Genomic DNA, 26707 nt, shown 5'->3' with positions numbered 1-26707 from the left:
GGGAGACCGGCGAGTGCGCTGAAGGAGAGGTTCGCGAGATATACCTGCTTGCCCTGATGCAGGAGGGAGAGAGCCAACGGCAGGCCGGAGTAGATGTCGAAGCCGCCACCCGCGCCCGCGACGAGGATCCGTTCGGCATCGTCGAGCCGGGTGAAGAGCGGGTTGGAGTGGAGGGACGTCCTGACGATCATTGTCCGGGGACCCGGCCTCGGGCGCTCCCGATTTCTCGACGCGACGACGGAGCCACGGAGTAACCGGAATCAAGACCTCTGACCCTCGACCGCCCAGAGTCAACCTGTTGCGGTGATGGCCCTGACTGGCGCCCGCTCATGAGACGTCTGTAGCAGATCGCAGAAGGAGATGCCCGGCGCACCGCCCTCCCTCTCCCACAGCTCGCGAAGTCCGGGAGCCGTGCTTCCCGTGTGGCAGTCGCTCAGGGCGGGGACGTCCACGGACAGGGGCGGGAGGACGACCGGCTCCCCGATGTCGCCCACGCGCCGCAGGTGTCCAGGAGGGACTTGTAGTCGCTCGGCAGTTGCGTACCCAGCGCGGCTTCCGCCGCCGCCCAGTCAATGCGCTCTTCGCCCCGGTGCTCCGCGGGGACTATCCGAAGCGGAGCTTCAACATCGGCATGAATGGTCATAGCTCTGGCTCCTTGAGTGCGGCGACCGCTCACAGTAACCACAGGGTCTGACGCGGCGCCGGACCAGATCAACCCGCCTGCAGAGCGGTCTGGCCCGGTGGTTGGTTGAGGGCGATCGGGTGCCAACGGCACCCGGTCGATTCGAGGGCCGAGGTGATCTGTCGGTGGGTCAGGTGTTCTGGCGCCGCAGGCGCTCGTTCTGGGAGGCGTTCGCGTGGGACCTGCGGCCGGCCTCGGGTGTCTCCTCCGTCGCCGGGGTGCTCTCTTCCTCCGCGGTAAAGACGCGTCCCGGCCGCAGCAGCACCGCAGCCAGCACCAGCGCGGCCGCGGTGATCCCCATGCTCACGGTGAACGCCAGCCGATAGCCGTCCGCCGTCGCCGCGACCAGTCGCTCGCCCTCGCCGAGCAGCCGCTCCGTACGGCTTGCCGCCAGCGTCGTGAGGACCGCCAGGCCCAGTGAACCACCCACCACCTGCGTGGTGTTGAAGAGCCCGGAGGCCAGTCCCGCGTCCTCCTCGCGGGCGCCCGACATGGCGAGCCCTGTGACTGCGGGCATCGCCGCCGCGAAACCGGCGGCCAGGAGGAGCAGCGGAGGCAGGACGTCGGCGACGTACGTGCCGTCGGCCGGGGCCCGGCTCAACAGCGCCATGCCCGCGGTGATGAGGACGAGCCCGGCGAGCAGCACCCGGTACGGGCCGAAGCGGGCGATCGTCCGCGCCGACAGGCTCAGCATCAGCACCCCGATCGCGATCGGCGCGGGCAGGAACGCCGTGCCGGTGAGCAACTCGCTGTAGCCCAGGACACGTTGGAGATAGAGCGCGCCGATGAACTGGAACCCGTACATTCCCGCGATCATCAGGATCTGGACGCCGTTCGCACCCGTCAGGGCGCGGGAGCGGAAGAGTCGCAGTCGCAGCAGGGGGCGTGCGGCCCACGCCTGCCGCACGGTGAAGCCGGTGAAGAGAGCGAGCGACACGGCGGCGAGCGCGAGCGTGACGCCCAGCGTGCGGTCGCCGGCGCCGACGATCGCGTACACGGTCAGCATCAGCGCGCTCGTGACCAGCGCCGCCCCGGGGTAGTCGGCGCCCTTGCCGAGGCCGACTCCCTTGTCGGTGGCGAGGATACGCAGCGCGGCGACCAACGCCACCATCCCGATCGGCAGGTTGATCAGGAAGATCCAGTGCCAGCCGATCGCCTGCGTCAGCGCCCCGCCGAGGAAGGTGCCGAGCGCCCCGCCCGCCGCGCCGACCGCGCTGAACACCGCGATGGCGCGGGCCTGTTCGCGAGGCTCGGGGAAGAGCGAGACCAGCATGCCGAGGACGACGGCCGAGGTCATCGCCCCGCCGACACCCTGCAGCGCGCGGGCCGCGACCAGCATGCCCTGGCTGGTGGCGACCCCGCACAGTACGGACGCCGCGGTGAACACGGCGAGCCCGGCGACGAACATCCGCTTGCGGCCCACCAGGTCCCCGAGCCGCCCCACGAGCAGGAGCAGCCCGCCGAACGGAATCAGATACGCGTTCACGACCCAGGCGAGGCCGGGACCCGAGAAGCCGAGGTCGCTCTGGATCGCGGGCATCGCGACCGTGACGATGTTCCCGTCCAGGATCGTCATCAGCGTGCCCGCGCAGAGCACGACCAGGGACGCCCAGCGGGAGTATGTTCGTGGTGCCGGTGACGCGGTGGGGAAATGCATGGCGATGACCTCGGCGTTCTCCATAGGTGCACGGCTTGTAACGGGGTACATCGTGGGTGACCATGGAGTTCGGCATAAGGAGGCACTTCGATGTCCCAGAGGAACACCGGTGTTACCGCGCAGGCAGTGCTCGCGCAGGCGTGCCCGGTCCGCGAAGTTCTTGACAGGGTCGCCGGGAAATGGAGCGTGCTGATCATCGTGGCGGCCGCCCACGGCCCGATCCGGTTCACCGAACTGGAGCGCAGCGTGGAGGGCATCAGCCGCCGCATGCTGTCCCTCACCCTGCGCAATCTGGAGCGCGACGGACTCGTCACGCGCACCGTCCATCCGACGGTGCCGCCGAAGGTGGAGTACGAACTCACCCCCGTTGCCCGCGAGTTGCACGAGACGCTGCTGTCCCTGACGGACTGGGCGGAGCGGCACCGCGTCACGATCGCCGAGTCGCGAGCGGCCTACGACGTCCAGCACCGGCCGGAGCTGCTGGACGCGTAGGCCGCACCTCGGCTCTACGGGGTGGCCAATGCCTCGGTCAGGACACGGCCAGACCGGTCAGAGGCCCAATATCAGCGGGTCGGTGGCCAGCGCCCGGAAGTACTCCCGCGGGTCCGCGACCAGCCTGCGCTCCTTGAGGTCCAGCAGTCCGCCGACCACGGTGAATTCGGCGGCGACCGTGCCGTCCGCCTTCCGTATCGTCTGCTCGACCCGGTGGGTCTTGCCCTCGCCCCAGATGAAGCCGCAGGTCACCTCAGTCTCTTCACCCGCCCGCAGCTCCCGCAGAAAGCGGATGGTCGTCTCCAGGACCACCGGTCCCACACCCTTGGCGATCAGGTCGGCCTGGCCAATTCCGGCCTCGGCTATCAAGCACCAGCGGGCATGCTCGGCGTACTGCAGGTACACGCTCTGATTCAGGTGCCCTTGGACGTCGGTCTCGTACCCTCGGACGGTCACGGGAACGGAAAACGGCTTGGTCACAAATTCCCCTTCTGCGACGGCAGTTGGACGGATGTCAGCCTACTGATCGGCTCGGCCCTCATGCGCGCCGAGGTGACGCCAGCACATACCGCGCCCCCGTGCGCGGCTCGGTGTGCTCGCCGACCTGCCAGCCCGCCTTCTCCAGCGTGGCCGCACAGGCCCGCAGCGCCTCGGGATCCGACTCGCGCACGGCAACCGCCTCGGGCTGCGGCGTCGCCCGCACCCGATAGCCACCACCCTGGGCGGCCGCGGGGCGATGACCGGCCGCCTCCAGGGCGAGTGCGGCGGCCCGCACCAGATGCGTACGCTCCCATCCGCACGGACGGTCCATCGCGCCGTCCGGATGGGTCATCCGGCGCAGCTCCAGGAGCCCCTGCCAGGCGCTCTGCACCTCGCGTATTCGGGACGGCCCGCCGGCGGGTTCCTCCTCGCCGCCGACCCGCGCGGCGAACACCCCGGAGTCCGACTCGGAGGCGACGGAAGCGGGCGTCTCCGGGACGGCCTCGGGCTCAGGAGCCTCGCGCACCCGATGCCCGGCCGGGGTCAGAAAGTGGTCGTGCGGCGGCCGGGGGTGCCGGAACGCGAGCCCCCGCGTCACCAGCGCGGCGTGCTGAGCCTCCGTGCCCTTCAGCCGCCCGGTCACGGGGTCGGCGGCGTCGATGACACGCCGCTGCGCGGCCGTCGGCGGTCGTGTCACAGCGCACCCCTTCCTCCATGGTCCGGCCTTCTGGCCCGTCCACTCGAAGACTACGAGGCGGGTCTGACATTCCATCCGGCCACGACATGGCGGCGGTGCTCGGTGCTCAGCCGGCTCACCGTTCCGGTGGCGAGCTGGAACAGCGCGCCCTGCGAGGCGGGCAGCCCCAGTCGCCGGGCGGTCAGCACCCGCAGGAAGTGCCCGTGGGAGAAGAGGACGACACTGCCCTCCGACTCGCCCAGGGCCGCGTCGATCTTGGCCAGCATCCGTTCCGCTCGTTCCCCGACCTCCTCAGGGCTCTCTCCCGGATGCTCCGGCGGACCGGGCGCGACACCGTCGTCGAACAGGAACCAGTCGGGGCGCGTCCGGTGGATCTCCACGGTCGTGACCCCCTCGTATCCGCCGTAGTCCCACTCGCACAGGTCCGCGTCGACCCGTGCCCCCTCTGCCCCGGCCAGTCGCGCCGTCTCCAGCGCCCGCTGCATCGGGCTGACGAACGCCGCCGCGATCCGATGCGAGGCGATCAGCGGGGCCAGCCGACGCGCCTGCTCACGGCCGTTCTCGGTCAACGGGATGTCGGTCGATCCGGTGTGCTGCCCGGACAAGGACCACTCGGTCTCGCCGTGCCGCACGAGAAGGAGGTCGCCCATGCGTGATGTTCCTCTGTTCGCCGAAGGTGCGCGCCGACGTGAACGGCACGGCGCTCAGGCTACGAGTCCGGACCTCAAACTCGGCGCAGGCGTGTCACGAAGGCCTGGACCTCGTCGTGTCCCACCGTGCGACGAACGCGCCGCCGCACGGCCGGGAGACGGCCAGGGACTTCCGGCTGTGCTCCACGGCGCACGCCGATGCCAGGCTCCATATCGAGGTGACGGATCCCCGACCGGACCGCCGCCCGCCCGCCCGAGCCGAGCCGAGTCGAGCCGGGCCGGTCCGGCCCCAACCGGCCTCGCCCGAGGCGGAGTCGGGCCTGCTACTGCCGGTACCCGCTCAGGAACCGCCCGATCCGACTGATCGCCGTGTCCAGCTGGTCGGCCTGCGGGAGGGTGAGGATGCGGAAGTGGTCGGGGCGGGGCCAGTTGAAGCCGGTGCCCTGGACGACCTGGATCTTCTCGCGCAGGAGGAGGTCGAGGACGAACTTCTCGTCGTCGTGGATCTTGTGTACCTCGGGGTCGATGCGCGGGAACGCGTACAGCGCGCCCTTCGGCTTGACGCAGGAGACGCCGGGGATCTCGTTGAGCTTCTCCCAGGCGCGGTTGCGCTGTTCGTGGAGGCGGCCACCGGGCGCGGTCAGTTCATGGATGGACTGGCGGCCGCCGAGAGCGGCCTGAATGGCGTACTGGGCGGGTGCGTTGGCGCACAGCCGCATGGAGGCGAGCATCGTCAGGCCCTCCAGGTAGTTGCGCGCGTGCTGCTTCGGGCCCGTCACCACCAGCCAGCCCGAGCGGAAGCCCGACACTCGGTAGGTCTTCGACAGGCCGCAGAAGGTGAGGACCACCAGGTCGGGGGCGAGGGCGGCGGCCGAGTGGTGGACCGCGTCGTCGTACAGGATCTGGTCGTAGATCTCGTCCGCGAAGACCATCAGGCCGTGCCGGCGGGCGAGGTCGAGGATGCCCTCGACGATCTCCTTCGGGTAGACGGCGCCGGTGGGGTTGTTCGGGTTGATGATGACGACGGCACGCGTCCGGTCGGTGATCTTCGCGGCCATGTCGGTCAAGTCCGGGTACCACTCGGACTGTTCGTCGCAGAGGTAGTGCACCGCCTTGCCGCCGGCGAGCGTGGTGACGGCCGTCCAGAGGGGGAAGTCCGGGGCGGGGATGAGGACTTCGTCGCCGTCCTCGATCAGTGCCTGGACCGCCATCGAGACCAGTTCCGATACGCCGTTGCCGAGGAAGACGTCGTCGACGCCGACCTCCAGGCCCCGGTCCTGGTAGCGCTGGGCGACGGCGCGGCGGGCGGAGAGGATGCCGCGCGAGTCGGTGTAGCCGTGCGCCCGCGGCAGCATGCGGATCATGTCCTGGAGGATCTCCTCCGGCGCCTCGAAGCCGAAGAGCGCGGGGTTGCCGGTGTTGAGGCGCAGCACGCTGTGGCCCGCCGCCTCCAGTGCGTCGGCGTGCTCGATCACCGGGCCCCGGATCTCGTAACAGACCTCGCTGAGTTTGCTCGACTGCCGGAACTCCATGCGTCGCACCCCTCCGGTTCGTTGTGTTGCTTGGTTTTACCAAGTAGGCGCTTGGAAAGTCCAACAAGATAGCTAGACTGCGTCGCATGTCACCTCGCCGAAGCTACGACCAGTACTGTTCCGCTGCCCGGGCGCTCGACGCCGTCGGTGACCGCTGGACTCTCCTGATCGTCCGTGAACTGCTCGGCGGCCCACGCCGCTACACCGATCTGCACGCGGACCTGCCGGGCGTGAGCACGGACGTCCTGGCGTCCCGGCTCAAGGACATGGAGCGCGACGGGCTGACGACACGGCGCCGGCTGCCGCCGCCCGGTGCGGTGTACGTCTACGAACTCACCCGCCGGGGGCGGGAGTTGCTGCCCGTCCTGCAGGCGCTGGGGGAGTGGGGCGCGCCGGCGCTGGGGGAACCGCGGGTCACGGATGCCGTACGGGCGCACTGGTTCGCGCTTCCGCTGCTGCGAGGGCTGGCGGGGGAGACCGAGGGGCTGCTCGAAGTCCGCCTGGACGAAGGGGAGTTCCATGTGTGGCTGGGGTCCGAGGAGGGACCGGTCTACGGGGACGGACCCGCACAGGAGGAGCCGGACGTCCGGCTGCGCCTCGACACCGAGACGTGTGCGGCGGTGAGCGGCGGGACCTCGACCGTGTGGGAGGCGGTGCGTGACGGACGTATCGAGGTCATGGGGGAGGGCACTCTCGCCAAGGTGCTGCGGGGGGAGTGACGCGGATACCCGGTCGAGGGGCGAGGCGTATCGGATCGTAGGTATCGACCCTTCGTGGCGAGCCGTCAGCTGACACGGCGGCGACCAAGATCCCCGACAGGATCAAGCTCGCAGACCGTCCTCCGGGTCTTCGGCCTGAGCTGACGCCGCGTCCCGGTTGACGGGGGGCGGTGTCGCGGCCGCGTGGCGCCCCCCGGGGGGGTAGGCGGGAGCACCTCAAGTACCGCGCCAACGCCACCGTGCGCGGCTTGGACCGTGCAGCCAACGAGATGATCGGGCCCGCGCGGCCGCCGTATCCCGTGGCCCTCATCAAAGTTCGGTACGCCAACATGCGGTGGGACCGGCACCTCGGATGGCGAAGTCGGTCCCGACCCCCGCCGGGCACGGGGCTCTCCCGCCGCTCACGGCTGCCCGCCGTTCGCCGCCGGCAAGGTGAACGCGGACCGCACCGACTCCCTCAGCCCCGGGAAGGTGTCCCAACTCCGCTCGGATCTCGGCCGGCGTCTGGGCTTCGAGGGCCTCATGCCAGGCCTGCTCGGCGCGGCGCATGGCGGAGTTGACGGCGCACGGCCCCGTGGGCGGCGGTGACAGCTCACCGAGCTTCCCGCAGCCGCGGATCTCGGTGCAGCGGAAGGCCTGAGTGCTGCCCTCGATGGCCTCCACGACGTCCAGCAGGTCTCCTGGTCGGACGGAAGTCTGCCTTGGCGAGTTGCTGCAACTGCTTGCTCGGATACGCGGCCGGCGGGCCGTGGGCCTCGGCCGGTTGACCGCTTCCCGCGGGGCCGCCTCCGACCAGGTCCAGGTTGAGCAGTGTGTGCAGGGCCCACTCGACACCTCTGGCCATTCGCATGATGCGGACATTGCCTATCCGGGATCCGGCCGCCCAACGGCCCGGCGCGCCGACAGCCGGACCGGCAACGCCCGCGCCCGCCTCCGGAGCCCTCGAGTAAGATCTTGACATTCAATATCCAGGATAGTTAGTGTCCATGATCAAGGCCCTGACGTGGCCCAAAGCGCTCTACCAGAGGCTCGCGTTGAAGTGAGAGTCGAGGTCGCCGCGCAACTTCTATGAGGGAGAGGCCAATGAAGAATGTCCTGATCATCGGTGGCGGGTTCGCCGGCGTGTGGAGCGCGGCGGGCGCGGTACGTGCTGCCCGTGCGGCGGGTGACGCGGGCAAGGAGCTGCGGGTGACGCTGGTCAGCGGCGGTGACGACCTGGTGATCCGTCCGCGTATGTACGAGGAGGCGCCGGAGGGGATGCGGGTGGCGCTGGACCGCATACTCGGCCCTATCGGCGTGCGCCGGGTGACCGCGACCGTGACCGGGATCGACACCGAGACCCGTAGCGTCCGCGCCGTCACCCGCACCGGCGAGGACCTGGAACTCTCCTATGACAAGCTCGTGCTGGCCACCGGCAGCCGGTCGGTCAGCCCCAATCTGCCCGGCGCCGAGCACATCTTCAACGTCGACACCATGCCCGCCGCGGCCGCCCTCAATGGCCACCTGAAGCTGCTGCCCGAACAGGCGGCGCCCCAGGGCCGCTACACCGCCGTCGTGGTCGGAGCCAGCTTCACCGGCCTGGAGATCGGCACCGCCCTCGGTGAACGCCTCACCGCGATCGCCGCACAGGACGGCGCGGCCGAGGACGTGCGGGTCGTCATGGTGGACCGCGCCGATGCGGTCGGCCCCGAACTCGGCGAGAACCCCCGGCCGCTCATCGACAGTGCCTTGGACGAACTGAAGATCGAGCGGCGACTGGGACGCACGGTGGCGTCGGTGACCGACAAGGTCGTCACCCTGTCCGACGGAGAGGTGATCCCCGCCGCCACCGTGGTGTGGACGGCCGGCATGGTCGCCAGCCCGCTCACCGCGCAGATCCCCGGCGAGCGCGACCGGCTGGGGCGGCTGACGGTGGACGAGCACCTCCGCGTGGTCGGCGTCCCCGACGTCTACGCGGCCGGCGACACCGGTGCGGCTTCCGTGGAGGATGGCCACGTCACGACGCAGAGCTGCCAGTACGCCATTCCCATGGGCAAGTTCGCCGGTCACAACGTGGCCGCCGAACTGGTCGGCAAGGACCTGCTGCCCTTCACCCCCGACCCCTACGGCACCTGCCTGGACCTCGGGCCGGCCGGTGCCGTCGTCACGATGGGCTGGGACCGGGACCGTCAGGTCGTCATGAGCGGGGAGGAGGCCAAGACCCTCAAGCAGAACATCAACTCGCTGTGGGCCTACCCGCCGGTCGACGACGCCGAACAGATCCTCGCCCAGGCCGGCCGCTTCTCCAACGGCTGACGGACTGCGGCCCGCCCCCTCCATGCCCTGCGGGCCGCGTTTGGTGAACCGTTCCGGGTTTGGCCAAACCCGGAACGGCTCATTTGTCTTGGGCGGAGATCACTCCCGACTTCGGCCGAGCCCGCGTCCTGCTCGCCGTCACCATGAGTCAAGCTGACAACCGCGCTTCTGGCCCCTGCGGGGCTTGCGTGGTGCCCCCCAGGGGCCATCAGGTCGTTCTTGCCGGACCCTCAGCACGCGCACCCCTCTCGGCCTCTCCTGGAGTCAGCAAGCGAGGCGGGCATACGCAGGCCCGAGGTCCGTCGGTCTCGCCAAGGCGTGCGCCGCAGTCGCCCGGCCGCGTGATCGCGACCGAGCGACTGCTTGACTTTCTGTGCCGCACGTCAGAGATCACGCGTGGCGACGACCACTGGAATCCGCCGGGGGTACGGCGGGCCCCGGGCGTCACACGCGCCGGGTTACGCGCCCGGCGGCACCTGCGTAGGCCGCCCCGAGCCGCGGGTCAGCGCGTACCCGCCGATGCCCGCGAGCGCCGCGAGGAAGCCGCCGATCGCGGTCCACACCCAGCGGTCGGACCACCAGCCGGAGGCCCACCCGTCGTCGGGCTCGATCGACGACAGCACGGCGGTCGACGACGTGGAGTCCTCGGACCCGGAATCGGAATCGGCATCGGATTGCTCCGCGGACGTAGCGATTCCCGGAACCAGCGGCTTCCCCAGCGAGCCGTCCACCGCCGCCGAACCGCCGATGTCCTTGGAGCCGACCTCGACCTCGGTGTCGAACGGCAGACCGAGGTCGGAGGCCTGGAGCCCGGTGGCGGTCAGCCGGATGTAGTACGTGCCCGGCAGCGGGTCGTTGGCCCAGGTCTCCGACCAGGCGCGCACGGTGCGCAGCGTGCAGGACAACTCCACGGACGCCGCGTCCTGCGCCGCCGTCCGTGTCTGTGCCCCGTACTGGCACGCCTGGCGCCGCCGCAGGCCGTCGTACACATCGAGTTGCCAGGTCTCGGCGGCGGCCCGCGCCGAGGCCTCCGGCAGCTTCACCGTCGCCTTCACGGTGGGCCGCTGCCCGGCGTCCGCGGGGAACGACCAGTAGAGATAGTCGCCCGTGGACCCGCCGGCGGTGGCCTGCTGGCCCTGCTCGACCTCGGTGGCCGTACGGAACGACGTACCGGCCTCGGTGGGCGCGCCGCTGTCGCCCGAAGGGCTCGCGGAGGGCGAGGAGTCGGCCATGGCGGGTGCCGCGGCAACCCCGAGCAGCAGCAAGGCGCTACTCAACACACGTCTGATACGCATCAGTTGGTCCTCCAGACCGCGACCCGCCAACGTGAGATCCAGCCCCACAGCACACCGGCGAGGAAGCCGGTGAGCACCAGGGCGCCGAGCAGCCACCAGCCGCGACCGAGCCCGAACGAGGCAACGTCGCCCGCCTGGTCGGCCCCGTCCACGACGTCGACCGTGAGCTCCACCGGCATGCCCGGCGTGGTCTTCACACCCGCCGCCGCCGAGAAGGAGTTGGACACCTCGAGGCACACGACCTCGGCGGCGGCATTCTCGTCGTCGCTCTCGGCCTTCGGGTAGCGCAGGCCGGTCGAGATGACATCGGTGCGGCCGTTGCCCGCCGCCTCACCGCGGACGATCTCGCGTCCGTGCACGGTGACGGCGCGCAGCAACACCCCGTAGTCCGGGTTGACGTCGCGGTCGGCCGCGACGCTCACCGAGGCGCGCAGTTCCTGGCCCGGCTCGACGTCCACGCGGTAGAAGCGGTGCTGCCCGAACTCCTCCCGGTCCGTGTACAGCCCGGACTCCAGCGTCGGGGCCTTCGCGCAGGCGGTGGCACCGTCGACGGCGACCGGCGTCACCACCGGATCAGCCGCGCGGTCCACCAACTGGTTGACCTTGTCGGTGAGTTCGTCCGTGTGCTCCACCGACGTGTACGTCCCGCCGGTGGCCTCGGCGATGCAGCTCAGCTGCTCGCGCATCTTGGTGTTCGGCACCAGGCCGAGCGTGTCGATGGTGAGGCCGATCCCCTTGGCCGCGATCTCCCGGGCCACCTCGCACGGGTCGAGCGGGGCGCAGGTGTCCTCGCCGTCACTGATGAGGACGATGCGCTTCGACCCGTTGCCGCCGTCGAGGTCGTCGGCCGCCTTGAGCAGCGCGGGCCCGATCGGCGTCCAGCCGGTGGGGGCGAGCGTCGCCACGGCGGTCTTCGCCTCGGTCCGGTCCAGCGGGCCGACCGGGTACAGCTGTGCGGTGTCCTTGCACCCCGTCTTCTGGTTGTCGCCGGCGTAGTCGGCGCCGAGCGTGCGTATCCCGAGCTGGACCTCCTCGGGCGTCGCGTCGAGCACCTCGTTGAACGCCTGTTTCGCCGCGGCCATCCGCGATTTGCCGTCGATGTCCGTGGCCCGCATCGAACCGCTGACGTCCAGCACGAGGTTGACCTTGGGAGCGGCCTGCTCCGCCGTTTCGTCGGCGACCGCTCCGGCCGGGAAGGCCATCCCGGCCGTCAGGGTGGCGAGCAGGGCGCAGACCCCTGCCGCCAGCCGTTGTCTTGTGATCATCGCCGGATCCTATTGATCAAAGGTGCCGGGCTTCAAAACGAACGGCGAACGAGGGGGTTGGGCAGCTCGGCCCAGATGTCCCTGGGAGTCTGCGGAGACAGCCGCATCAAGGTCAACGCCTTCGTCGGGAGCGGCCCGTCGAGGAGCGCCGGCAGGTCCGGGGTGCGTGGCAGATCCCGTACGACACTCTCCAGGGCCTCGCGCAGGACGGCCGACGAGCCCGCGGTCGCCCCCAGCGTGCCGCCGATCAGGGAGCCGAACAGCTTGCGGCGCAGGGTGGTCTCGTCGTCCGTGACGATCCGCCCGGCCATCGCCGGGGCCGGGATGCCGTGGCGGGCCAGGCGCGTCGGGCTGACACGGATGTCGGCGAGGTCGCGGTAGACGAGCCGGACCGGAGCGCCCGTGGCAGACAGCACGACGAGGAGATTCTGGCCGTGCGCCTCCAGGGCCACCCCCAGGTCGAGCAGCCGCAGACAGACGGTGAGGGCGAGGCGGGTGAAGTCCGCGAGCCAGGAGGACGACAGGGGCACTTCGGCGGTCGCGAGGGCGGCCACCGGGACGACACGCTCGCCCCCATGCGCGTACGCGTCCGGGGACTCGCGCAACACCGCCGCCAGGTCGGGGGAGTGGGCGGTGACGGCGCCCAGGGTGCGGGTGACGTGCAGGAGCCCGTCCGTCCGGGCGGCCATGTTCTCCGCGAACGCCGAGACCGTCGCCGACGTCTCGATCGAGTAGACCGAGATGTCCCGCACGGAGGAGGTCAGCCGGGCGCTCAGGGCGGTCTTGACGTGCGGGCCGTCCGGGAGGGCGAGGGTGCGCAGCGACATCAACGGATGGGCACCCAGGCCCTCTTGGCGAGGCAGGTCCAGGACGTGCGCGGCCTGCCACGGATGGACCGGGATCAGCACCCGGTCCTCGTCCCGCAGCCACTTCGGCCACTCGCCCCGCACGAGGCAGTCGTCCACGGCGGCGAGACCCAGCTCCACGACCGGCCGGTGCTCCGGCCCGTACGCGAGCTGCTCGGCCACCGAAAATCCGGGCCGGGAACGGCAGTTGGGGTGGTACGGATGCCCGTCGACCACCCGCTGCTCCCACTCCCAGCTCGTCCCGGGCTCGCGGTCGGCGACGGGCTGATCGGCACGCGAGAGGGCCAACGAGGCGACACTGTGCTCGAGTTCGGCGGCGAAGACCACGGAGTGGGGGACGCCCAGGGCCCTGATGAGCCGGGCCGGATGGTCGTACGTCCGGCCGTCCAGGCGTACTTCGGTGACATACGCGGCGGTGGCGTACGGGTCCGCGTGCGGGCCGTGCAGCCGGCGCCCGTCGGTCAGATGGAGCGTGAGACCGTCGTTGCCCGCCTCGCGGCGCGCGATCCAGGGCATCGGCTCATGGGCCAGTGCACGCCACAGGCGGGTCAGCACGGCCGCCCGGGCGCCGGGCAGCCCGGCCGCGTACGGAGCCGACAACTCCGGGCGTACGGCGCTCAGCTCGTCGGCTAGAGCGGCCTCGGCCTCGGGTGTGGGGGGATGGTGCACGGTCGGGCTCCTTGGGTACGGGGACTGCGACTGCGGCTGCGTCGCGATAGCCCGCGCCGACAGACATACTGATCACCAGTGCACCGTATGGAACGAACGGATCGTGTGGACTCCATGCCCCCCATGCTCCCCCCGCTCGCCAGGGGCGACATAGAAGAGGCCGCCGACGCCTGTGCCGCCGCGCCGCTGCTCAATTGTCTGCTGCGGGAGGTGGGCGAGCCGACCGGGGACCCGGGTGTGCACCGGCTCCACGCCGGTGGACGGCTGTTGAGAGTGCGCGGCGAGCGGCGGCCCGCGCGGCCCGAGGTGTACGCCGACGGCGGCTGGCACCGGCTCACCCACCCCGAGTTGGTCAAACTCGCGGCCGAGGAACTGCGCCGCCACACCGGCCTGTCCAACTCCGAGCTGCCCACCGAGATCATCGACAGCCGCGACGCGGTGGCCGCGCTGCTCGCCGCGCGCGCCCGCGCCACGCCACCCGCCGGCCCGTATCTGCGCTCCGAGCAGTCCCTGATCACCGGGCATCCGCACCACCCCGCGCCCAAGGCCCGCGGCGGCGGTCCGGTCACCGGCTGGCTGCCGTACGCGCCCGAGGCGTACGCCCGCTTTCCGCTGGAGCTGCTCGGCGTGCGCGAGGACACGGTCGTCGAGGAGGGCGACACGACAGCGCTCGACACCTTCGGGGAAGCCCCGCCCGGCTACCGACTGCTCCCGGCCCACCCCTGGCAGCTCGACCTGGTCGGCGCCCGCCCCGAGATCCGGGACGCCTTCGCGGACGGCCGGCTGATCCGCCTGGGCCGCACCGCCGGCCCCCTGTGGCCGACGGCCGCCATCCGGACGCTGTACGCCCCCGAGGACGACCTCTTCGTCAAGTTCAGCCTCGACGTGCGCATCACCAACGACATCCGTCGGCTGTGGCGCCACGACCTGCTGAAACTCCGCCGTACGGACGCGGCGACCGCGTCGGCCTTCGGGGCCGTGCCGGGGTCCGCGGCCTGGCTGAGCGACCGCGGCTACCGCACCGCCGACTTCGCCTTCGAGGAACTCGCGGTCCTCGTCCGTGACGGACTGCGCGAGCACGTCGTCCCCGGCGCGACGCCGCTCCTCGCGGCCGCCCTCGTGGAGGAGAGTTTCGACGGCAGCCCGCTGAACGGTCTCACCGACCCGTCCGCCTGGTGGACGGCGTATCTGCGCCAGGTCGTGCCGCCCGTCCTGGATGCCTTCGCGCGGCACGGCGTCGTCATCGAGGCGCACCTGCAGAACGCGCTGGTGGCGATCGACGCCGACGGGATGCCCGTACAGGCACTCTTCCGGGATGCGGAAGGCGTGAAGCTGCTGCCTCAGGTGACCCGGGCGGCCGGCTGGGAACGGCTGGTGTACTGCCTGATCGTCAACCACCTCATGGAACTCGCCGCGCTCCTCGCCGAGCGCCATCCTGGCATGGACCCGTGGCCCGCCGTACGACGGGAGTTGACGCGTTACGACACGGACCACGGCCTTCCCGAGATCGCCGACCTGCTCACCTCACCCACGGTCCCCGGCAAGACGAACCTTCTGCTGCGCTGGACGGGCGCTGACGGCGCGGACGCGCGGTATGTGCCGCTGCCCAACCCGCTGGCCAGGCATTGAGTCCGCCGGCCACGCATGGGTCCCGGTTCGTCGGCGAGGTTTGTGGGCAGCCGACCGCAGGCGTCTGATCGGGTACCGACATACGCCGGCAATCGGTGCAAGACCTCCCAGGTGCGTCGGGCGACAGCGTGGGCCGCGCGCTCGATGCCGGAATCGCCCCGGCCTGGCCCGCGGCCGCATTCATCAGCGACACCCTCACTGCCCGCTACGCCCAGACCCTCAGCCGCGCGGACAAGGGCGAAGCGAGCGAGCCTTGGGATCAGTGGCTGTGTCCCGGGTTGCCCTGCAGCAGGCTCGCCGCCTCGGCGGCTTCTGCGGTCACGTGGGCGGCGGCGCGTGCCGCTCTGCCGGTCACCCGCCAGGCGAGCATGCGCAGCGCGGTGGCCGGGGCGGGCGGGAAGACACCGAGCTGGCCGAGCATGGTGATGTCGTCGCGCACTGCTTCGTGTCCGACCACCTTGCCATCGCGCAGTTCGAGCACGTGGATCTGTTCGAAGTCGATGTCTCGCCCGGTGGGGGGTATGGCCTGGTCGAGCGCGCCGTCACGAAAGCGGACGAAGGGGCCTGTGTGGCGGCCCTGCATGCGAAGTCGCACCCAGACCTGCTCGTCGTTGGAGGCGATGCCCAGGACGGGGAAGCGCAAGTCGTCGAAGGCGGAGCGCATCCACGCGCCGGAGGCGAGAACTCCCGGCGGCCCGGGGATCGCGCAGGCCGTGGGTGACACGGCTGCCTCGCGGTTGCGGAAGTCCTGGTGGACCACGTCGGTGGCCAGAGCCGGATCCCCTGTCTCGAGGATCCGGAAGAGTCCGTGGGCCAGGTCCGTCGTGCTCATTCCCATTGCGTTGATCCCTTTCGTCGGCTGTGTGATCTGTGCGGTGACGCCGATCGATCCGATGAGCGGGCGGCGCGGTTGCGGCCCGCGCCGCGTGCGAGGTCGATCACGCTATTGAGGTTATAGCACGCCTAATGAATTCATCGGCCTAGAATGGGTGTCATGCCGTCCAAGCGCTCGTACGTCTCCCCGCTGCGCGAGCAGGCTGCCGCACGGACGCGTGCACTGATCCTTCGTCATGCCACCGAGCTGTTCGCCGAGCGCGGCTACGGGCGGGTGACCGTCGCCGGCATCGCTGCGGCGGCCGGCGTCGCCTCGAAGACCGTCTTCGCGAGCGTCGGGAGCAAGGGCGACATCCTCAATCGCATCGTTGACCAGGGCGTGATCGCCTCTGGCTACGAGCAGGCCATGAAGGACCTGCTCGCCCTGCGAACACCGGAATCGGTCCTGGAGGCCCTGGCCCATGGCACGCGGATGGGCAACGAGGGGCAGTTCGCAGTGCACGAGGCCATCCGCAAGGCACTGCCCGTCCACGAGAGCGGCGAGGCCCTGTGGGAGCGCGCAACCGCGGCCTACCGGGACGCACTCCTCACTGCCGCCCAGCACCTGCACACCCTGACTCCGCCGCCCCCCTACTCGGTGAAGGAGACAGCTGACCTTCTCTGGTACTGGTTCGGTCCCACCGGCTGGCGAACGCTCGTGGTCGACAACGGCTGGTCATGGGACCGCGCCGAGGACGTCCTGTGCCGCATTGCGGTCGCCGCATTTCGCTGACACCGATCGCCGGAAGTCGTCTGTACGGCGCCCCTCGTCCGGACGCCGGACGCCGGACGCAGGTCGGTGGCATGGCATCGTGAGGAGCCGGTACGATCCGGTGGCCTCCAGGCCGGCGGCGTCGTGGGTGGACCCGGCTCCCCTCATCTCTGTGTGGTCCATGGTTCTTTGTGTGGTCCATGGTCCGAAGCGCCTGGCGTCACGATCACCGCTCGGCGCCTCATGCGGTGAGCCAAGCGGGACCGCCGCACGGTGCAAACGAGCAGCTACTCGCGTTCCCCCATGGTGCTGTCGAGGTCGAGTTGGTGTTCCAGCTGGCTGCGAATCTCGGTGGGCAGTTCGCCTGTTCGCGCCCAGTCGACGATCAGTTCGGCCACGTGCCGCAGCTTGATGTTGGTGTTCTGCGAGGTGCTCCGCAGCACGTCCCAGCCCTGGTCGGGAGTCAGCTGTCCTACTGCCAGGACGACCCCGATGGCCTGATCGACAACGGCGTGCGAGCGCACTGCCTCTTTGAGCTGGAGGTTTTCGCCTTCCAGCCGCAGCACCGTGTCCATGGAGGTCTCCGGGCGCGCGGGGAGCTGGGGGAGTTGCTGCGTCGTGTCCGCTTCGGACGTCAACGTCGCCTCCGGGGTATACGGAAGTCCGGCGTCAGTTCGATTCATCTCATGCCCTGGAATTCGGTGCCGTCACGCCGGCTACGAAAGGCGGTCCGGTGCTGCGGCGTGTCCGTCACCCAGGGGTCGTGTCGACGTCGTCACCGGGCACCTTCCGGGGTGCGTGCATGCGGGGGTGTCGTCTGCAACTGTTCGTTCCGGCTGCCGTGTTCGGCGTCGTGATGAGCAAGGAGGGCGAGGAGGTCCGCCACCGTCGGCCCGGAGTCTGCCGGGTGCCGCAGGTTGGTCCCCCCTTCGATCCGGTACTCGTTGGAGCGTCCCTGCCGGGTGTGGGTGAGATACCCGTCCTCCTCCAAATCCGAAATGATCTTCTGGACGGCCCGCTCGGTGAGCTGGCAGCGTGCGGCGATGTCGCGGATGCGGGTGGTGCGGTCCTCGGCGATCGCGGCCAGCACACGGGTGTGATTGGTCAGGAATATCCAGCCTTTATGTGATTCGGGTACTCCGCGCATCACCTCAGGATAGGCGGAGTATTCGCGTATAGGAAAGGGTGAAAAGTATTTCCGGTATCTCTTGACGGGTGAAGGGTGGGGCGTGGACGTTTGCGGGGTCAGACTCCGGCGGATGCCTTGGGAGCGGCGGCCATGTCAGAGCGTGCGCCTACCGCGCAGGCCGGGAGCGATGAGAGGTCCACGCTCGCGTCGTCCACAGGCCGCCATCCCCCGACGGAGGACACCGCGGCCGGCGAGGCCATGCCAGGTGACCTACACGGACTCCACGGGCATCAACGCCCTCATCGGGGCTCACCAGCACGCCACCGCCATCCAGGGCCGGGTACGCATGGTCGGCCCCACCCCATCAGGTCCGGGACCGGGGAGGATGGGAGCGTCGCGGGCCTTACCAGGGCGTGGTCAGCCCACCTTGTGCCCCTGGAGTGGTTCCGTGTTTGCTCCCGCTCCCTGCTGCACACCGTGGAGGAATTCCTCCAGTACGTGCCCGGCCGTGCGCTCCGGCTGCCAGCGAAGCTCTGTGAGGGCCCGCGAGCAGTCCATGAGGGGCAGCCTCAGTACCGCGTCGAAGAGGTGGGGCGAGGCGGGCAGGAGACGCAGCCCCCACGCGGCGGCGACCGCCGAACGCGCGGCCGTGCGCGGCAGCCGCACCGGACGGGCCCCCAACAGCTCGCCCAGCATCTCCGCATCGACGGGCGGTTCGCTCGCCAGGTTGAACGCGCCCCGGGCGGCCCCGTGCACCGCGAGCCGGTACGCCCTGGCCGCGTCGTCGGTGTGCAGGACCTGCACCCGCAGCCCGGGGATGTCGGGCAAGAAGGGCAGCAGCTCGGGCCGGGCCAGAGGTCCCGGCAGGAAGCGCCCACCGAAGATGCGCCGCTGCTCACTCGCCGACTCTCGCTTGAAGAGGAAAGCCGGCCGCATCCGCACCACCCGCGTTCCGGGGTGCTCGTGCTCGAACGAGTCGAGCGCGCGTTCCAGATAAGCCTTCTCACGGCAGTACGCGGCATCCGGCCAGCCGTGGGTCGGCCACGACTCGTCCACTGCGTGATCCTTGGGGCCCGGTGAGTAGGCGCCTACCGAAGATGCGTGCACCAGCGTCGGCACCTTCGCCGTGGCCACCGCCTCGAAGACCCGGATGCCGCAGAGCACGTTCGTGCGCCAGGTCGCGGCTGGATCATGCGTGGGCTGGAATGCCCATGCCAGATGGACGACGGCATCGGCACCTTCGAACTCCCTGGTCAAATCCGTCTCGTCGGACGCCAAGTCCACAGCTGACCACTCTGTCTTGGCAGGCGACCAATCGGGGACGCGGCGGGCCATGCCCAATATCGAGCCGACGTGTGCGTCTTCCGCGAGTAGGCATACCAGGCTGGTTCCCACATTGCCGGTAGCGCCGGTGATGACGATCCTAGGGCCGGATTCGCTGCTCATTTTCGGCTCCTTTCAAAGAAGATCTGAGCCCTTCGCCCGACGTCCGCGTCACGCCACGCTCCCCTTCAGGGCAGCGGTGTGCCGCCCGTGGCGTTGACGATCTCCGCGGTGATGAAACTTGCCCGCGGTGAGGCGAGGAAGACATAGGCGGGGGCCATTTCGGCGGGCTGGGCAGGCCGTCCGAGGGGCGTCTTCTTGCCGAACTCGGCGGTGTCCGGCAGTGTCGCCGGAATCAGCGGCGTCCATACGGGCCCGGGGGCCACGGCGTTGACGCGGATGCCGTCGGAGGCCACCATCTGCGCGAGCCCCTGGGTGAACGTCACGATGGCGCCCTTTGTCATCGCGTAGTCGAGCAGGTGGGGACTCGGCTTGTACGCCTGTACGGACGTGGTGTTGATGATGGAGCCGCCCGCGGGAATGTGCGGCAGGGCCAGCTTGCACAGCCAGAACATGCCGTACAGGTTCGTGCGCACGACGCGGTCGAACTGCTCGGTCGAAATGGCAGAGATCCCGTCCGGCTGGGACATCTGGTAAGCGGCGTTGTTGACCAGGATATCGATCCGGCCGAACTCCGCGACGGCGAGTTCCACCAAGCGGCGGCACTGCTCCTCCTCACGGATGTCGCACGGCACCGCGACCCCCTTGCGTCCGGCGTCGTCGACCAGCCGCGTGGTCTCGTGAGCTTCCTCGGCCTCCTCCGGAAGGTGTGTGAAGAGGACGTCTGCGCCTTCGCGGGCGTAGGCGAGCGCCACTGCCCGCCCGATGCCGGAGTCGCCGCCGGTCACCACCGCCTTGCGGTCCAGGAGAAGGAGGCTGCCTTCGTACGAGTCCTCGCCGTGGTCGGGGGGCGGATCCATGGGCCCGGTCCAGCCAGGGTGCTCCTGATCCTGTTGCGGGAGGTCAGGGCGGGGGTGCTTGTCCGTGGGGTCTTCAGGCATGGGGGTGTACCTCCCTTGTCAGGTAGGTGCGTCGAAGGAGGTGGTGAGCGCCGCGCGGCGCGTTTTGGACGATGACCTTGCGTAGGTCGACTCACCCGCGTTGTACGACATGGCTGACGAGTTCCACGAGGGGTTTGGGCGAAACGGTTCGGCTCCGTGGCCGTACGTCGTGGCGCGGGCCCAGGAGGTGGGAAAAGTGGCGTCAGCGGAACCCGCCTGAACTGCGGCGTTGGGAGAAATTCGAATCAGCAAGGACCACGCCACCGATGACCGCCCGGAGCCGCGCTCTGGGTGGCGTCGCTGTCGCCGTGACCCGCGAGATCCGCCCTTGCCACGCGTTCGTGCGGAACGGCAGCGACGTTCGGATCAAAGGAGCGGACGGAAGTCGGAAGATCGATTTTCGGAGAGTCACCATTCGCGCAGAGCATTCGGGCCGGTTGGCTTTTTGGAGAGCCGGGTACTCGGCGCTCATGATGACGACACACAGCGCAGCTCATAACCTGGCTATTCCGGACGCGGCCATAGGGACGATCGTCGCCTTCGTCGGAGGTCTCGTCATCGTCGGCGTGTTGATATGGGCGGTCCGGTTGGGTGTGAAGGTGCAGCGGCGGGAGCCGAGGCGGCCCAGGCCGGACGAGCAGCCCAAGGTGCCGGATTCCGGCCCGGTCCGGGAAGTCCGCGAGGTGCGGGAGCCGGACGACGTGCCACAGGCCGCCGACGAGAGTGAGCGGCTGAGGCCGCACAACCTCCACGCTTCGGGAAGTAAACGCAGCGAGAACCAGGACGTTCCTCGATAGGCACCCGCCCCCAGGGGCTTCTTCGGAAGCGGCGGCCCTGGCAGGACGTGACCAGGTGGGAAAATGAGCCGATCCGGCGACGCCCACGCCCACGCCGACCAGGACTCCCGGGCCGACGCGTACGATGCCACCCCTTACCTGCCGAAACGGGGCGGCCTCCCCGCGCTCCGACGTGCGGCGGCGGAGTGCCGCGGCTGCCCCCTCCACGAGAACGCCACCCAGACCGTCTTCGGCAAAGGCGCAGCCACACGTGTTACTCGCCGATATCGAGGGGACCGGTTCGTAGCCGAGACACGGCAGCACGTGTGCGCAGTGGCCGTACGCTCCACCAGGTCGCCGCGGAAAGCCAAGGAGCTGAGGGGCGATGACCGATCTGCTGGGCACGCTGCCCGCGCAGGAGGCCGCACTGCTGCGCGAGGCACGGCCGGGCTGGGAGCTGGCCGCGGATCCCATGCTCGCCACGCTCAGCGACAAGCGGGACTTCCCCGGCGAGTGGATCTTCGAGCGGAAACTGGACGGTATCCGTGTCCTCGCCGTCCGCGACGGGAACGGTGTCACGCTGTTCTCCCGCACCGGCAGACGCCTGAACGCCACGTATCCCGAGATCGTCGACGCGCTCGCCGCGCAGCTGCGCAAGGACTTCACCGTCGACGGCGAGCTCGTGGCGTTCTCGCACGGCCGCACGGATTTCGCCCGCCTCCAACAGCGTATGGGGCTGAGCAGGCGCCGGGACATCGAAGCGAGCGGTGTCGCCGTGACGTACTACGTCTTCGATCTCCTGCGGCTGGAGGGCGCGGACACGAGGTCGCTGCCGCTGCGCACCCGAAAGTCCCTGCTGCGCCGTGCCCTGACTTGTCGCGCCCCGCTGCGTATGACGACCCACCGGAACGAGGGCGGCGCGGAACTGCTGGCCGACGCCTGCGCTCGCGGCTGGGAAGGCCTGATCGCCAAACGCGCGAACAGCCGCTACCGGCCGGGCCGTTCCGCGGACTGGCTGAAGCTCAAGTGCTCGCTGGGCCAGGAGTTCGTCATCGGCGGCTTCACCGAACCGGGCGGCAGCCGGGTCGGTTTCGGTGCGCTGCTGCTGGGCTACTACGAGGGCGACCGCCTCCGCTACGCGGGCAAGGTCGGCACCGGCTTCGACCGCCGCACCCTCCTCGGCCTGCGCGCCCGTCTCGATGAACTGAGCACCTCCGAGCCCCCGTTCGCCGACCGCGTTCGCGAAGTGCGTCCCCACTGGGTCGAGCCCGCTCTCGTCGGGCAGATCGCATTCACCGAGTGGACCCGAGACGGCATGCTGCGCCACCCACGCTTCGTCGGCCTGCGCGACGACAAGCCCGCGGGGGACGTCGTCCGAGAAGGTCCCTCCGCGCTCACCGCGGAATGAACGGACTCAGGGCGGAGTGAACGGACTCACGGGCCGAACCGACTCGCGTGCCGCCATCGACGCACCCGGACACGGCGACCGGTGTCGATCCGCGGTCGCGCGGCACCTCCGGGCAGGTGGCGCGCGCCCGACGGCCGCCCGGTTGGCCGGCCCGCCGCGGGTCGCCGAGAGCGTGCCGGCCAGCGGGGCGCGAGTGGGGCCTCACGGGACGCCGGGGCGGTCACGGGGGGCGAACCGGGGGTCGCTCCCGCAGGGCCGGGGAAGCGAGGACCGGGACAGTCGGTGGCGCGGAAACCCGGCCCTCGCTGCTGCTGATGCTGGTCGGCGCTTGAGCAACGGGCATTCCGTCCTCCGCGAACGTTCGATCACGCCGTCCTGCACCGCCGTGCGGCTTCAGCTGTCCTTGCCGCGGCCGGAGAGTGCGTCGCGCATGCGGTCGACCATTCCGACGCCTGGGGCGAGGAGTTTGTTGGCGGGCGGCTTGTCGGGAGCGGACGGGTGAGGACGTGTGGGTGCGGTCTTCTTGGCCTGGCGGACTTTGTCGCCCAGCTCGTTCAGAACCTCAGCGGAACAGGAGTCACGCAACCGGGGGAAGAGGTTGCCCTCCTCGTCGGCGATATGCGTCCTGATCTCCGTCATCAGCTGGGCGATCAGCCGGTCGAATTCGGGGTCGTCCGCCTGGCACCGTTCCAGGTCCTTCATGGTGCGCTCGGCCGTGGCGTGGTCCTCCAGCTCCCGGTCGGCGAGTGCATCGCCGCCGGGAACGTGCGTGCGGACCGCCGGGTAGAGATAGGCCTCCTCCGCGACCGAGTGCCGGACCAATTCGATGGTGGCCTGGTCCGCGTACAGCTTTCGCTGCGGATCGCCGGGAGGCAATTCCTCGAGATGGGTGAACAGCTCCTCCACTTCCTGGTGGTCAGTGGTCAATTCAGCGATGACATCTCCGCCGTGTCCCATTCACTTGCTCCTTTGTGTGTGGTGACGTGGCCTTTTCGGTCTTGCAAAGGCTCTTCTGGACGCCAGTGAAACTCCTCGGGGCCTGCCCCCGGCGCATTGCCGCACGTGCGGGCGCGGCGACTCGGCGATGTGGCCGAAGCCACTTCTTTTCCGTGGTCTGCGTCATTTCCCTGCCGGAAGCCAAGGACTACCGTCTTACCGTCTGTCTCCACGCTCCCCAGTAATTCGGACGGTCCAGTGCTCGCAGATCTCTCCCCGCTCATCGCAGCGACCGCTCAGTGGCTGACGTGTTCCTATCCGTCGGGCGAGAGCGCAATGGACCGCGTTCTTTCCGAGGCGCAGGCCCGGCAGGCCGTGACCGTCGCGGCATGGCTGCGCTATCCGACGCCGATGGACGCCGAGCTGGTCGTCATGGCCGGGCCCCGGGGCTCCGCGCGGCTTGACTGGGTCACCGGCGCGGATGGGGGAGCGTATAAGCCCGCAGCCGACGCCGCGGGCGGCCAGGCATGGCGCACCTGGGTGGACGAGGTCGTGGCGAGCTGGGCCGGGTGCCTGCTTATCGACTCCGAGCTGGCCGATAAGGCGGTCGCCGCGCTCGCGGAAGGCAGCCGTACGAGCGGAGTTCCGGTCGACTTCCGGCGTTTGGTCGCACCCGGCGACCGCGATCGGGAGGCAGCCGCCCTGCTGCGCCATCCGGACCTCCTCGCGCCTATAGCCGAACTGCACCGGGAAGGCCTCCTCGACCTTCTTGCGCCGGGACGGGCGCTGACCGCCTGATCCGTGACACCGGGCTGGTTGAAGGAGGCAGTCAGGATCTGCCGTCGATGGAGCGGTCGGCCGCACGAATACGGGCCGCCCGACAGGGCGAGCCGCGCGCCCTCGGGGAGAGCGGACCTGTTCAGCTCAGGCTGGTGGGCGGCCGAGCCCGGCGCCCGTACGGCGTACGGGCCGCCGCGGTCTCCGCGGACCGGCGGACTTCAACGGTGCGCGAACGGCCGGCGGCGGGTGATCAGCGGCCGAGCGCCCTTTGCAGCTGCTCCTTGTTCATGGAGGATCGGCCGTCGATGTTGCGCTTCTTCGCTTCCTCGTAGAGCTGGTCCTTGGTCGGCCCCTGAGCACCCCCGTGCGAGCGTTCTCCACCGCGTTGGGAGGCGGACTTCGGATCGTGGGTGGATGTCTTGCTGGAGCTCTTCGCCTCGCCGGAACGGGCACGCTCCTTGTTGACCGTGCGGGACGCGATCTCCTTCGCTCGACGCTGGGATTCGCCCCGCTCTTCGGCGCTTTCCTTGATGTGCTCGTACTGCCGTTCGCGCTTCTTGTCCGATCCTGCGGGCATCGCGTCGTCCTTTCCTCGGGCAGTGGCTGATCGGCGGCTTCGTTCGGCAGGGTCGAGCCGAGCTTTCGAGCCTCTCAGTCGGTGGACAGGGCCTGGAGCAGGTCACCCACCTTGGGGTCGGGGAGGGCGCGGGCCACATCGGCCTGGGCGACTATGCCGACCAGGTCATGCCCGTCGATGACAGGGAGACGGCGGACCTTGTGTTCCGACATCGTGCGCAGGATCTCTTCCGCGTCGTCGTCCGCTCCGATCGTCACCGCTTCGCCCTGGGCGAGTTCGCCTGCCGAAGCGGCGGACGGGTCCTTGCCCGCTCCCAGGACCTTCACCACGATGTCGCGATCCGTCAGCATGCCCTTGAGCTTGTTGTCGGTGCCGCAGATGGGCAGTGCTCCCACCCCGAGCTCGGTCATCTTCCGCGCCGCCTCAAGGACACTGGCGTCCGCGCCGATGCACTCTGCGCCGGGTGTCATGATCTCTCGAGCCTTCGTCATTGTTCCGCTTCCTCATCTGGCTTTGCGGGCCCCTGGTGTGTTGTACCTGGAACGAGGGGGGCCTAGTGGACGGTCCACGAGTCCCCGCACCGCGGATCGCATAAACCGCGGTGGCGAACCCTCTGAAGAATGGACGCGGTCGGTCGGCGGCTGCCCATTCGGACGCGCAGTGATGTCGCCTGGCGCGGCCGGAGGGCGCTGGTGGGGGTACGCACGACCCGGTTTTCGGCGTCCTGACGCTGCTCGGCGGCCTCGCCCCGATCAACCCGGTCTGGGCATACGGCCCCTACCGCCCGGACCAGGTGTCGACCGGTCACCGAGTCCGGCGCGCGGCAAGTCCAAGGGGGTGCTGTCCGGCGCCGCCGAGACCATCTCCGAAGCTTTCACACAGGTACCGATTGCGGCGGCGATGCCCGCGAGGTAGCCGCGCGACAGCGGCCGCTCGCGGGGCACGAGGCGCCACGCGCCCGGGTCCGTCGCTTCGAAACCGACGGCCTGGTGAAACGGCGAGGTCGGTGCTGTGACCGCATAGGTTCGCGGGTTGGCGGTTAGGTGGGAGGTGAGGAGTCGCCCGACCCTGAGCGCGGCGCCAAGCTCCACCGCATCGAGCAGGTGCTGGACTGCTTCCCGGACCGGGTTCACCCCGACCTCCGCCTCCTGGGCCAACCGCATCGAGGCGGACTTCGGCCTGCTGCGGCAGTTCACCCTGGCCGACTCCCACCACTACAGCCATCCCGCGCAGACCCAGGCCCTGCACCGCTACCTGCGCCGGCGCCACGCCGACGCAGGTAGCGTCAAAGTGCTCGCTGCCCAGCGCAAGGAACGCGCCCGCATCCGCAGCGAGAAAGGCATCCGCTGGGGAGGCCGGCCGCTTCCAACAGCAGCTTGATCAGACAGGAACTTCAAATATGAGTTCGAGGCCATCGTTTTCGTCCCATTGCTCTCCGACCCGCACGAAGCCGAACCCGGAAGTCGTGGCCAGAGATGCGGTGTTGTCAGGACTGATCGTCACCCGCGCGGTCCTGACTCGGGCTTCGGCAACGGCCCGATCCACCAATGCGGTCAGCATCGCCCTGGCGTAACCCTGGCGACGGTAGACGGGGACCACCGAATAACCGAGCTCCACCATGCCCGCCTCATCCGGCGGCCCATGGAACCCGGCATACCCCACGACGGCACCTTCCGGCTCGGCTACCACGATCTGCGTGAGCCACCCCGCGCAACCCGGGTCCGAGGTCAGCTGATTGACCCGATACTGCCACACCCACTTTGCCCTGTCGGTGACGAAGTACTCGGTGAGAGCGACACCTGCTTCGGCACTGGCTTGAGCCAGGTCGTCCTTCAGCAAGGCGATCATGGCCGTGCTCGATAACTCAACAAATCGTACGGACTTCGGGCTCGTGGAGGCCGGGGTCCGGCGCTCGGCTTTGTCTGTCACGGCGTGAATCGTCGTGGAGAGTCCGGGACGTGTCCAACTGTTTTCGCAGTGGCCGATGCAGGCCCCGACCAGATTCGACCCCATCCACTCGTCCCTACCTGCGCCCCGGTGAACCTTCCCGGTCGGAGCACTGGACAACCTGCGCTCCATCACGCGCACCCTGAACTACGCCATCGACAGCAAGGGGCTCGAAGACCTGCCCGGCTTCCTCCGCTCCCGTTTCAGGTCCCTGCTTCGCCCGTTGTCCTGTTGGCGTTCGGGTGCGTCCTCGCCCA

The 26707-nt window shown here is 69.7% G+C and carries 25 protein-coding genes and 3 pseudogenes; 10 read left to right on the top strand and 18 right to left on the bottom strand.

From position 1 onward, the window contains the following. Both AB0D57_RS16205 and AB0D57_RS16200 read right to left on the bottom strand, forming a co-directional pair. Positions 1-191: pseudogene (locus AB0D57_RS16205) on the bottom strand (hypothetical protein); the annotation flags it as partial. A gap of 621 nt (positions 192-812) precedes the next feature. Next, complete coding sequence (locus tag AB0D57_RS16200) at positions 813-2363, bottom strand: MFS transporter (RefSeq protein ID WP_362072170.1); 1551 nt, start codon at positions 2361-2363, stop codon at positions 813-815. A 66-nt stretch (positions 2364-2429) separates the two neighbouring features. Between AB0D57_RS16200 and AB0D57_RS16195 the strand changes: the two genes are divergently transcribed. Continuing rightward, positions 2430-2831, top strand: coding sequence for a helix-turn-helix domain-containing protein (locus AB0D57_RS16195; protein WP_266473687.1), 402 nt, complete (start codon positions 2430-2432; stop codon positions 2829-2831). Positions 2832-2888: 57 nt separating this feature from the next. Here the strand turns inward: AB0D57_RS16195 and AB0D57_RS16190 are convergent, their stop codons facing one another. From AB0D57_RS16190 to AB0D57_RS16175, 4 genes are all read right to left on the bottom strand, one after another. Further along, on the bottom strand, positions 2889-3311 hold the full coding sequence (locus AB0D57_RS16190) for an acyl-CoA thioesterase (protein ID WP_362072167.1): 423 nt from the start codon (positions 3309-3311) through the stop codon (positions 2889-2891). 58 nt (positions 3312-3369) lie between these two features. Continuing rightward, on the bottom strand, positions 3370-4008 hold the full coding sequence (locus AB0D57_RS16185; RefSeq protein ID WP_362072165.1) for a hypothetical protein: 639 nt from the start codon (positions 4006-4008) through the stop codon (positions 3370-3372). 50 nt (positions 4009-4058) lie between these two features. Then, complete coding sequence (locus AB0D57_RS16180; protein ID WP_362072163.1) at positions 4059-4658, bottom strand: histidine phosphatase family protein; 600 nt, start codon at positions 4656-4658, stop codon at positions 4059-4061. 323 nt (positions 4659-4981) lie between these two features. Continuing rightward, complete coding sequence (locus AB0D57_RS16175) at positions 4982-6190, bottom strand: pyridoxal phosphate-dependent aminotransferase (protein ID WP_362072160.1); 1209 nt, start codon at positions 6188-6190, stop codon at positions 4982-4984. Between the two features lie 86 nt (positions 6191-6276). On the opposite strand from AB0D57_RS16175, the gene AB0D57_RS16170 reads away from it, so the two are divergent. Both AB0D57_RS16170 and AB0D57_RS16165 read left to right on the top strand, forming a co-directional pair. Continuing rightward, positions 6277-6909, top strand: coding sequence for a helix-turn-helix domain-containing protein (locus AB0D57_RS16170; RefSeq protein ID WP_362072158.1), 633 nt, complete (start codon positions 6277-6279; stop codon positions 6907-6909). 1083 nt (positions 6910-7992) lie between these two features. After that, the gene (locus AB0D57_RS16165; protein ID WP_362072156.1) at positions 7993-9204 is read left to right on the top strand and encodes an FAD-dependent oxidoreductase; all 1212 of its coding nucleotides are present in this window, start codon (positions 7993-7995) and stop codon (positions 9202-9204) included. A 458-nt stretch (positions 9205-9662) separates the two neighbouring features. On the opposite strand, the gene AB0D57_RS16160 is transcribed toward AB0D57_RS16165, so the two are convergent. The 3 genes from AB0D57_RS16160 to AB0D57_RS16150 are packed head-to-tail and all read right to left on the bottom strand — an operon-like array spanning position 9663 to position 13299. Continuing rightward, entirely contained in the window at positions 9663-10499 is an 837-nt protein-coding gene (locus AB0D57_RS16160; RefSeq protein ID WP_362072154.1) for a hypothetical protein, read from the bottom strand. Continuing rightward, complete coding sequence (locus tag AB0D57_RS16155) at positions 10499-11764, bottom strand: VWA domain-containing protein (protein ID WP_362072152.1); 1266 nt, start codon at positions 11762-11764, stop codon at positions 10499-10501. The genes AB0D57_RS16160 and AB0D57_RS16155 overlap by 1 nt, the downstream gene beginning before the upstream one ends. 32 nt (positions 11765-11796) lie before the next feature. Beyond that, a complete protein-coding gene (locus AB0D57_RS16150; RefSeq protein ID WP_362072150.1) occupies positions 11797-13299 on the bottom strand; it encodes an IucA/IucC family protein in 1503 nt (500 codons plus the stop codon). Positions 13300-13413: 114 nt separating this feature from the next. On the opposite strand from AB0D57_RS16150, the gene AB0D57_RS16145 reads away from it, so the two are divergent. Continuing rightward, positions 13414-14928, top strand: a complete 1515-nt coding sequence (locus AB0D57_RS16145; RefSeq protein ID WP_362072147.1) for an IucA/IucC family protein — start codon at positions 13414-13416, stop codon at positions 14926-14928. A 259-nt stretch (positions 14929-15187) separates the two neighbouring features. Here AB0D57_RS16145 and AB0D57_RS16140 read toward each other — a convergent pair whose 3' ends face one another. Beyond that, entirely contained in the window at positions 15188-15760 is a 573-nt protein-coding gene (locus AB0D57_RS16140) for an ester cyclase (RefSeq protein ID WP_362072145.1), read from the bottom strand. 162 nt (positions 15761-15922) lie between these two features. On the opposite strand from AB0D57_RS16140, the gene AB0D57_RS16135 reads away from it, so the two are divergent. Next, positions 15923-16534, top strand: a complete 612-nt coding sequence (locus AB0D57_RS16135) for a TetR family transcriptional regulator (RefSeq protein ID WP_362072143.1) — start codon at positions 15923-15925, stop codon at positions 16532-16534. Positions 16535-16800: 266 nt separating this feature from the next. On the opposite strand, the gene AB0D57_RS16130 is transcribed toward AB0D57_RS16135, so the two are convergent. From AB0D57_RS16130 to AB0D57_RS16115, 4 genes are all read right to left on the bottom strand, one after another. Further along, positions 16801-17088 carry an ANTAR domain-containing protein gene (locus AB0D57_RS16130; protein WP_362072184.1) on the bottom strand — a complete coding sequence of 96 codons (288 nt, stop codon included), beginning with the start codon at positions 17086-17088 and terminating at the stop codon, positions 16801-16803. 200 nt (positions 17089-17288) lie between these two features. After that, positions 17289-17660 carry a winged helix-turn-helix domain-containing protein gene (locus tag AB0D57_RS16125; protein WP_362072141.1) on the bottom strand — a complete coding sequence of 124 codons (372 nt, stop codon included), beginning with the start codon at positions 17658-17660 and terminating at the stop codon, positions 17289-17291. 399 nt (positions 17661-18059) lie between these two features. Beyond that, positions 18060-19088 (bottom strand): SDR family oxidoreductase, encoded by a 1029-nt coding sequence (locus AB0D57_RS16120; RefSeq protein ID WP_362072139.1) that lies wholly within the window; start codon positions 19086-19088, stop codon positions 18060-18062. A gap of 65 nt (positions 19089-19153) precedes the next feature. Further along, positions 19154-20026 carry an SDR family oxidoreductase gene (locus AB0D57_RS16115; protein ID WP_362072137.1) on the bottom strand — a complete coding sequence of 291 codons (873 nt, stop codon included), beginning with the start codon at positions 20024-20026 and terminating at the stop codon, positions 19154-19156. A 473-nt stretch (positions 20027-20499) separates the two neighbouring features. Here AB0D57_RS16115 and AB0D57_RS16110 point away from each other — a divergent pair, with 473 nt between their 5' ends. From AB0D57_RS16110 to ligD, 3 genes and pseudogenes are all read left to right on the top strand, one after another. After that, a complete protein-coding gene (locus AB0D57_RS16110) occupies positions 20500-20823 on the top strand; it encodes a DUF6479 family protein (RefSeq protein ID WP_362072182.1) in 324 nt (107 codons plus the stop codon). 63 nt (positions 20824-20886) lie between these two features. Next, positions 20887-21069 (top strand): annotated as a pseudogene (locus AB0D57_RS16105) (uracil-DNA glycosylase); the annotation flags it as partial. A 118-nt stretch (positions 21070-21187) separates the two neighbouring features. Beyond that, positions 21188-22210, top strand: a complete 1023-nt coding sequence (ligD, locus tag AB0D57_RS16100; protein WP_362072135.1) for a non-homologous end-joining DNA ligase — start codon at positions 21188-21190, stop codon at positions 22208-22210. 393 nt (positions 22211-22603) lie between these two features. On the opposite strand, the gene AB0D57_RS16095 is transcribed toward ligD, so the two are convergent. Next, complete coding sequence (locus AB0D57_RS16095; protein ID WP_362072133.1) at positions 22604-23167, bottom strand: hemerythrin domain-containing protein; 564 nt, start codon at positions 23165-23167, stop codon at positions 22604-22606. 237 nt (positions 23168-23404) lie between these two features. On the opposite strand from AB0D57_RS16095, the gene AB0D57_RS16090 reads away from it, so the two are divergent. Further along, positions 23405-23944: a hypothetical protein gene (locus AB0D57_RS16090; protein WP_362072131.1), complete on the top strand. Its 540-nt coding sequence runs from the start codon at positions 23405-23407 to the stop codon at positions 23942-23944. Between the two features lie 232 nt (positions 23945-24176). On the opposite strand, the gene AB0D57_RS16085 is transcribed toward AB0D57_RS16090, so the two are convergent. Then, a complete protein-coding gene (locus tag AB0D57_RS16085) occupies positions 24177-24503 on the bottom strand; it encodes a plasmid stabilization protein (RefSeq protein WP_362072129.1) in 327 nt (108 codons plus the stop codon). 74 nt (positions 24504-24577) lie between these two features. Continuing rightward, positions 24578-24994, bottom strand: a complete 417-nt coding sequence (locus AB0D57_RS16080; protein ID WP_362072127.1) for a CBS domain-containing protein — start codon at positions 24992-24994, stop codon at positions 24578-24580. 637 nt (positions 24995-25631) lie between these two features. Between AB0D57_RS16080 and AB0D57_RS16075 the strand changes: the two are divergent. Beyond that, positions 25632-25883 (top strand): annotated as a pseudogene (locus AB0D57_RS16075) (IS630 family transposase); the annotation flags it as partial. On the opposite strand, the gene AB0D57_RS16070 reads toward AB0D57_RS16075, so the two are convergent. After that, positions 25884-26351: a GNAT family N-acetyltransferase gene (locus tag AB0D57_RS16070; protein ID WP_362072180.1), complete on the bottom strand. Its 468-nt coding sequence runs from the start codon at positions 26349-26351 to the stop codon at positions 25884-25886. It lies immediately after the preceding pseudogene. Positions 26352-26707 lie beyond the last annotated feature (356 nt).

Origin of the sequence: Streptomyces sp. NPDC048275, from assembly GCF_040652275.1 — a bacterium.
In the GTDB taxonomy this organism is placed as follows: Bacteria; Actinomycetota; Actinomycetes; order Streptomycetales; family Streptomycetaceae; genus Streptomyces.
The sequence above is the reverse complement of the archived record's forward strand: the minus strand, read 5'-3'. Positions and strand labels throughout refer to the sequence as shown.

Coding starts and splice junctions, on each gene's coding strand:
- AB0D57_RS16080 (WP_362072127.1), bottom strand. CDS start 24,994: ATGACGAAGGCTCGAGAGATCATGACACCCGGCGCAGAGTGCATCGGC.
- AB0D57_RS16145 (WP_362072147.1), top strand. CDS start 13,414: ATGCCCCCCATGCTCCCCCCGCTCGCCAGGGGCGACATAGAAGAGGCC.
- AB0D57_RS16095 (WP_362072133.1), bottom strand. CDS start 23,167: ATGGGACACGGCGGAGATGTCATCGCTGAATTGACCACTGACCACCAG.
- AB0D57_RS16170 (WP_362072158.1), top strand. CDS start 6,277: ATGTCACCTCGCCGAAGCTACGACCAGTACTGTTCCGCTGCCCGGGCG.
- AB0D57_RS16110 (WP_362072182.1), top strand. CDS start 20,500: ATGACGACACACAGCGCAGCTCATAACCTGGCTATTCCGGACGCGGCC.
- ligD (WP_362072135.1), top strand. CDS start 21,188: ATGACCGATCTGCTGGGCACGCTGCCCGCGCAGGAGGCCGCACTGCTG.
- AB0D57_RS16200 (WP_362072170.1), bottom strand. CDS start 2,363: ATGGAGAACGCCGAGGTCATCGCCATGCATTTCCCCACCGCGTCACCG.
- AB0D57_RS16165 (WP_362072156.1), top strand. CDS start 7,993: ATGAAGAATGTCCTGATCATCGGTGGCGGGTTCGCCGGCGTGTGGAGC.
- AB0D57_RS16085 (WP_362072129.1), bottom strand. CDS start 24,503: ATGCCCGCAGGATCGGACAAGAAGCGCGAACGGCAGTACGAGCACATC.
- AB0D57_RS16155 (WP_362072152.1), bottom strand. CDS start 11,764: ATGATCACAAGACAACGGCTGGCGGCAGGGGTCTGCGCCCTGCTCGCC.
- AB0D57_RS16130 (WP_362072184.1), bottom strand. CDS start 17,088: ATGGACACGGTGCTGCGGCTGGAAGGCGAAAACCTCCAGCTCAAAGAG.
- AB0D57_RS16135 (WP_362072143.1), top strand. CDS start 15,923: ATGCCGTCCAAGCGCTCGTACGTCTCCCCGCTGCGCGAGCAGGCTGCC.
- AB0D57_RS16140 (WP_362072145.1), bottom strand. CDS start 15,760: ATGAGCACGACGGACCTGGCCCACGGACTCTTCCGGATCCTCGAGACA.
- AB0D57_RS16180 (WP_362072163.1), bottom strand. CDS start 4,658: ATGGGCGACCTCCTTCTCGTGCGGCACGGCGAGACCGAGTGGTCCTTG.
- AB0D57_RS16120 (WP_362072139.1), bottom strand. CDS start 19,088: ATGAGCAGCGAATCCGGCCCTAGGATCGTCATCACCGGCGCTACCGGC.
- AB0D57_RS16160 (WP_362072154.1), bottom strand. CDS start 10,499: ATGCGTATCAGACGTGTGTTGAGTAGCGCCTTGCTGCTGCTCGGGGTT.
- AB0D57_RS16115 (WP_362072137.1), bottom strand. CDS start 20,026: ATGCCTGAAGACCCCACGGACAAGCACCCCCGCCCTGACCTCCCGCAA.
- AB0D57_RS16070 (WP_362072180.1), bottom strand. CDS start 26,351: ATGATCGCCTTGCTGAAGGACGACCTGGCTCAAGCCAGTGCCGAAGCA.
- AB0D57_RS16175 (WP_362072160.1), bottom strand. CDS start 6,190: ATGGAGTTCCGGCAGTCGAGCAAACTCAGCGAGGTCTGTTACGAGATC.
- AB0D57_RS16195 (WP_266473687.1), top strand. CDS start 2,430: ATGTCCCAGAGGAACACCGGTGTTACCGCGCAGGCAGTGCTCGCGCAG.
- AB0D57_RS16125 (WP_362072141.1), bottom strand. CDS start 17,660: ATGCGCGGAGTACCCGAATCACATAAAGGCTGGATATTCCTGACCAAT.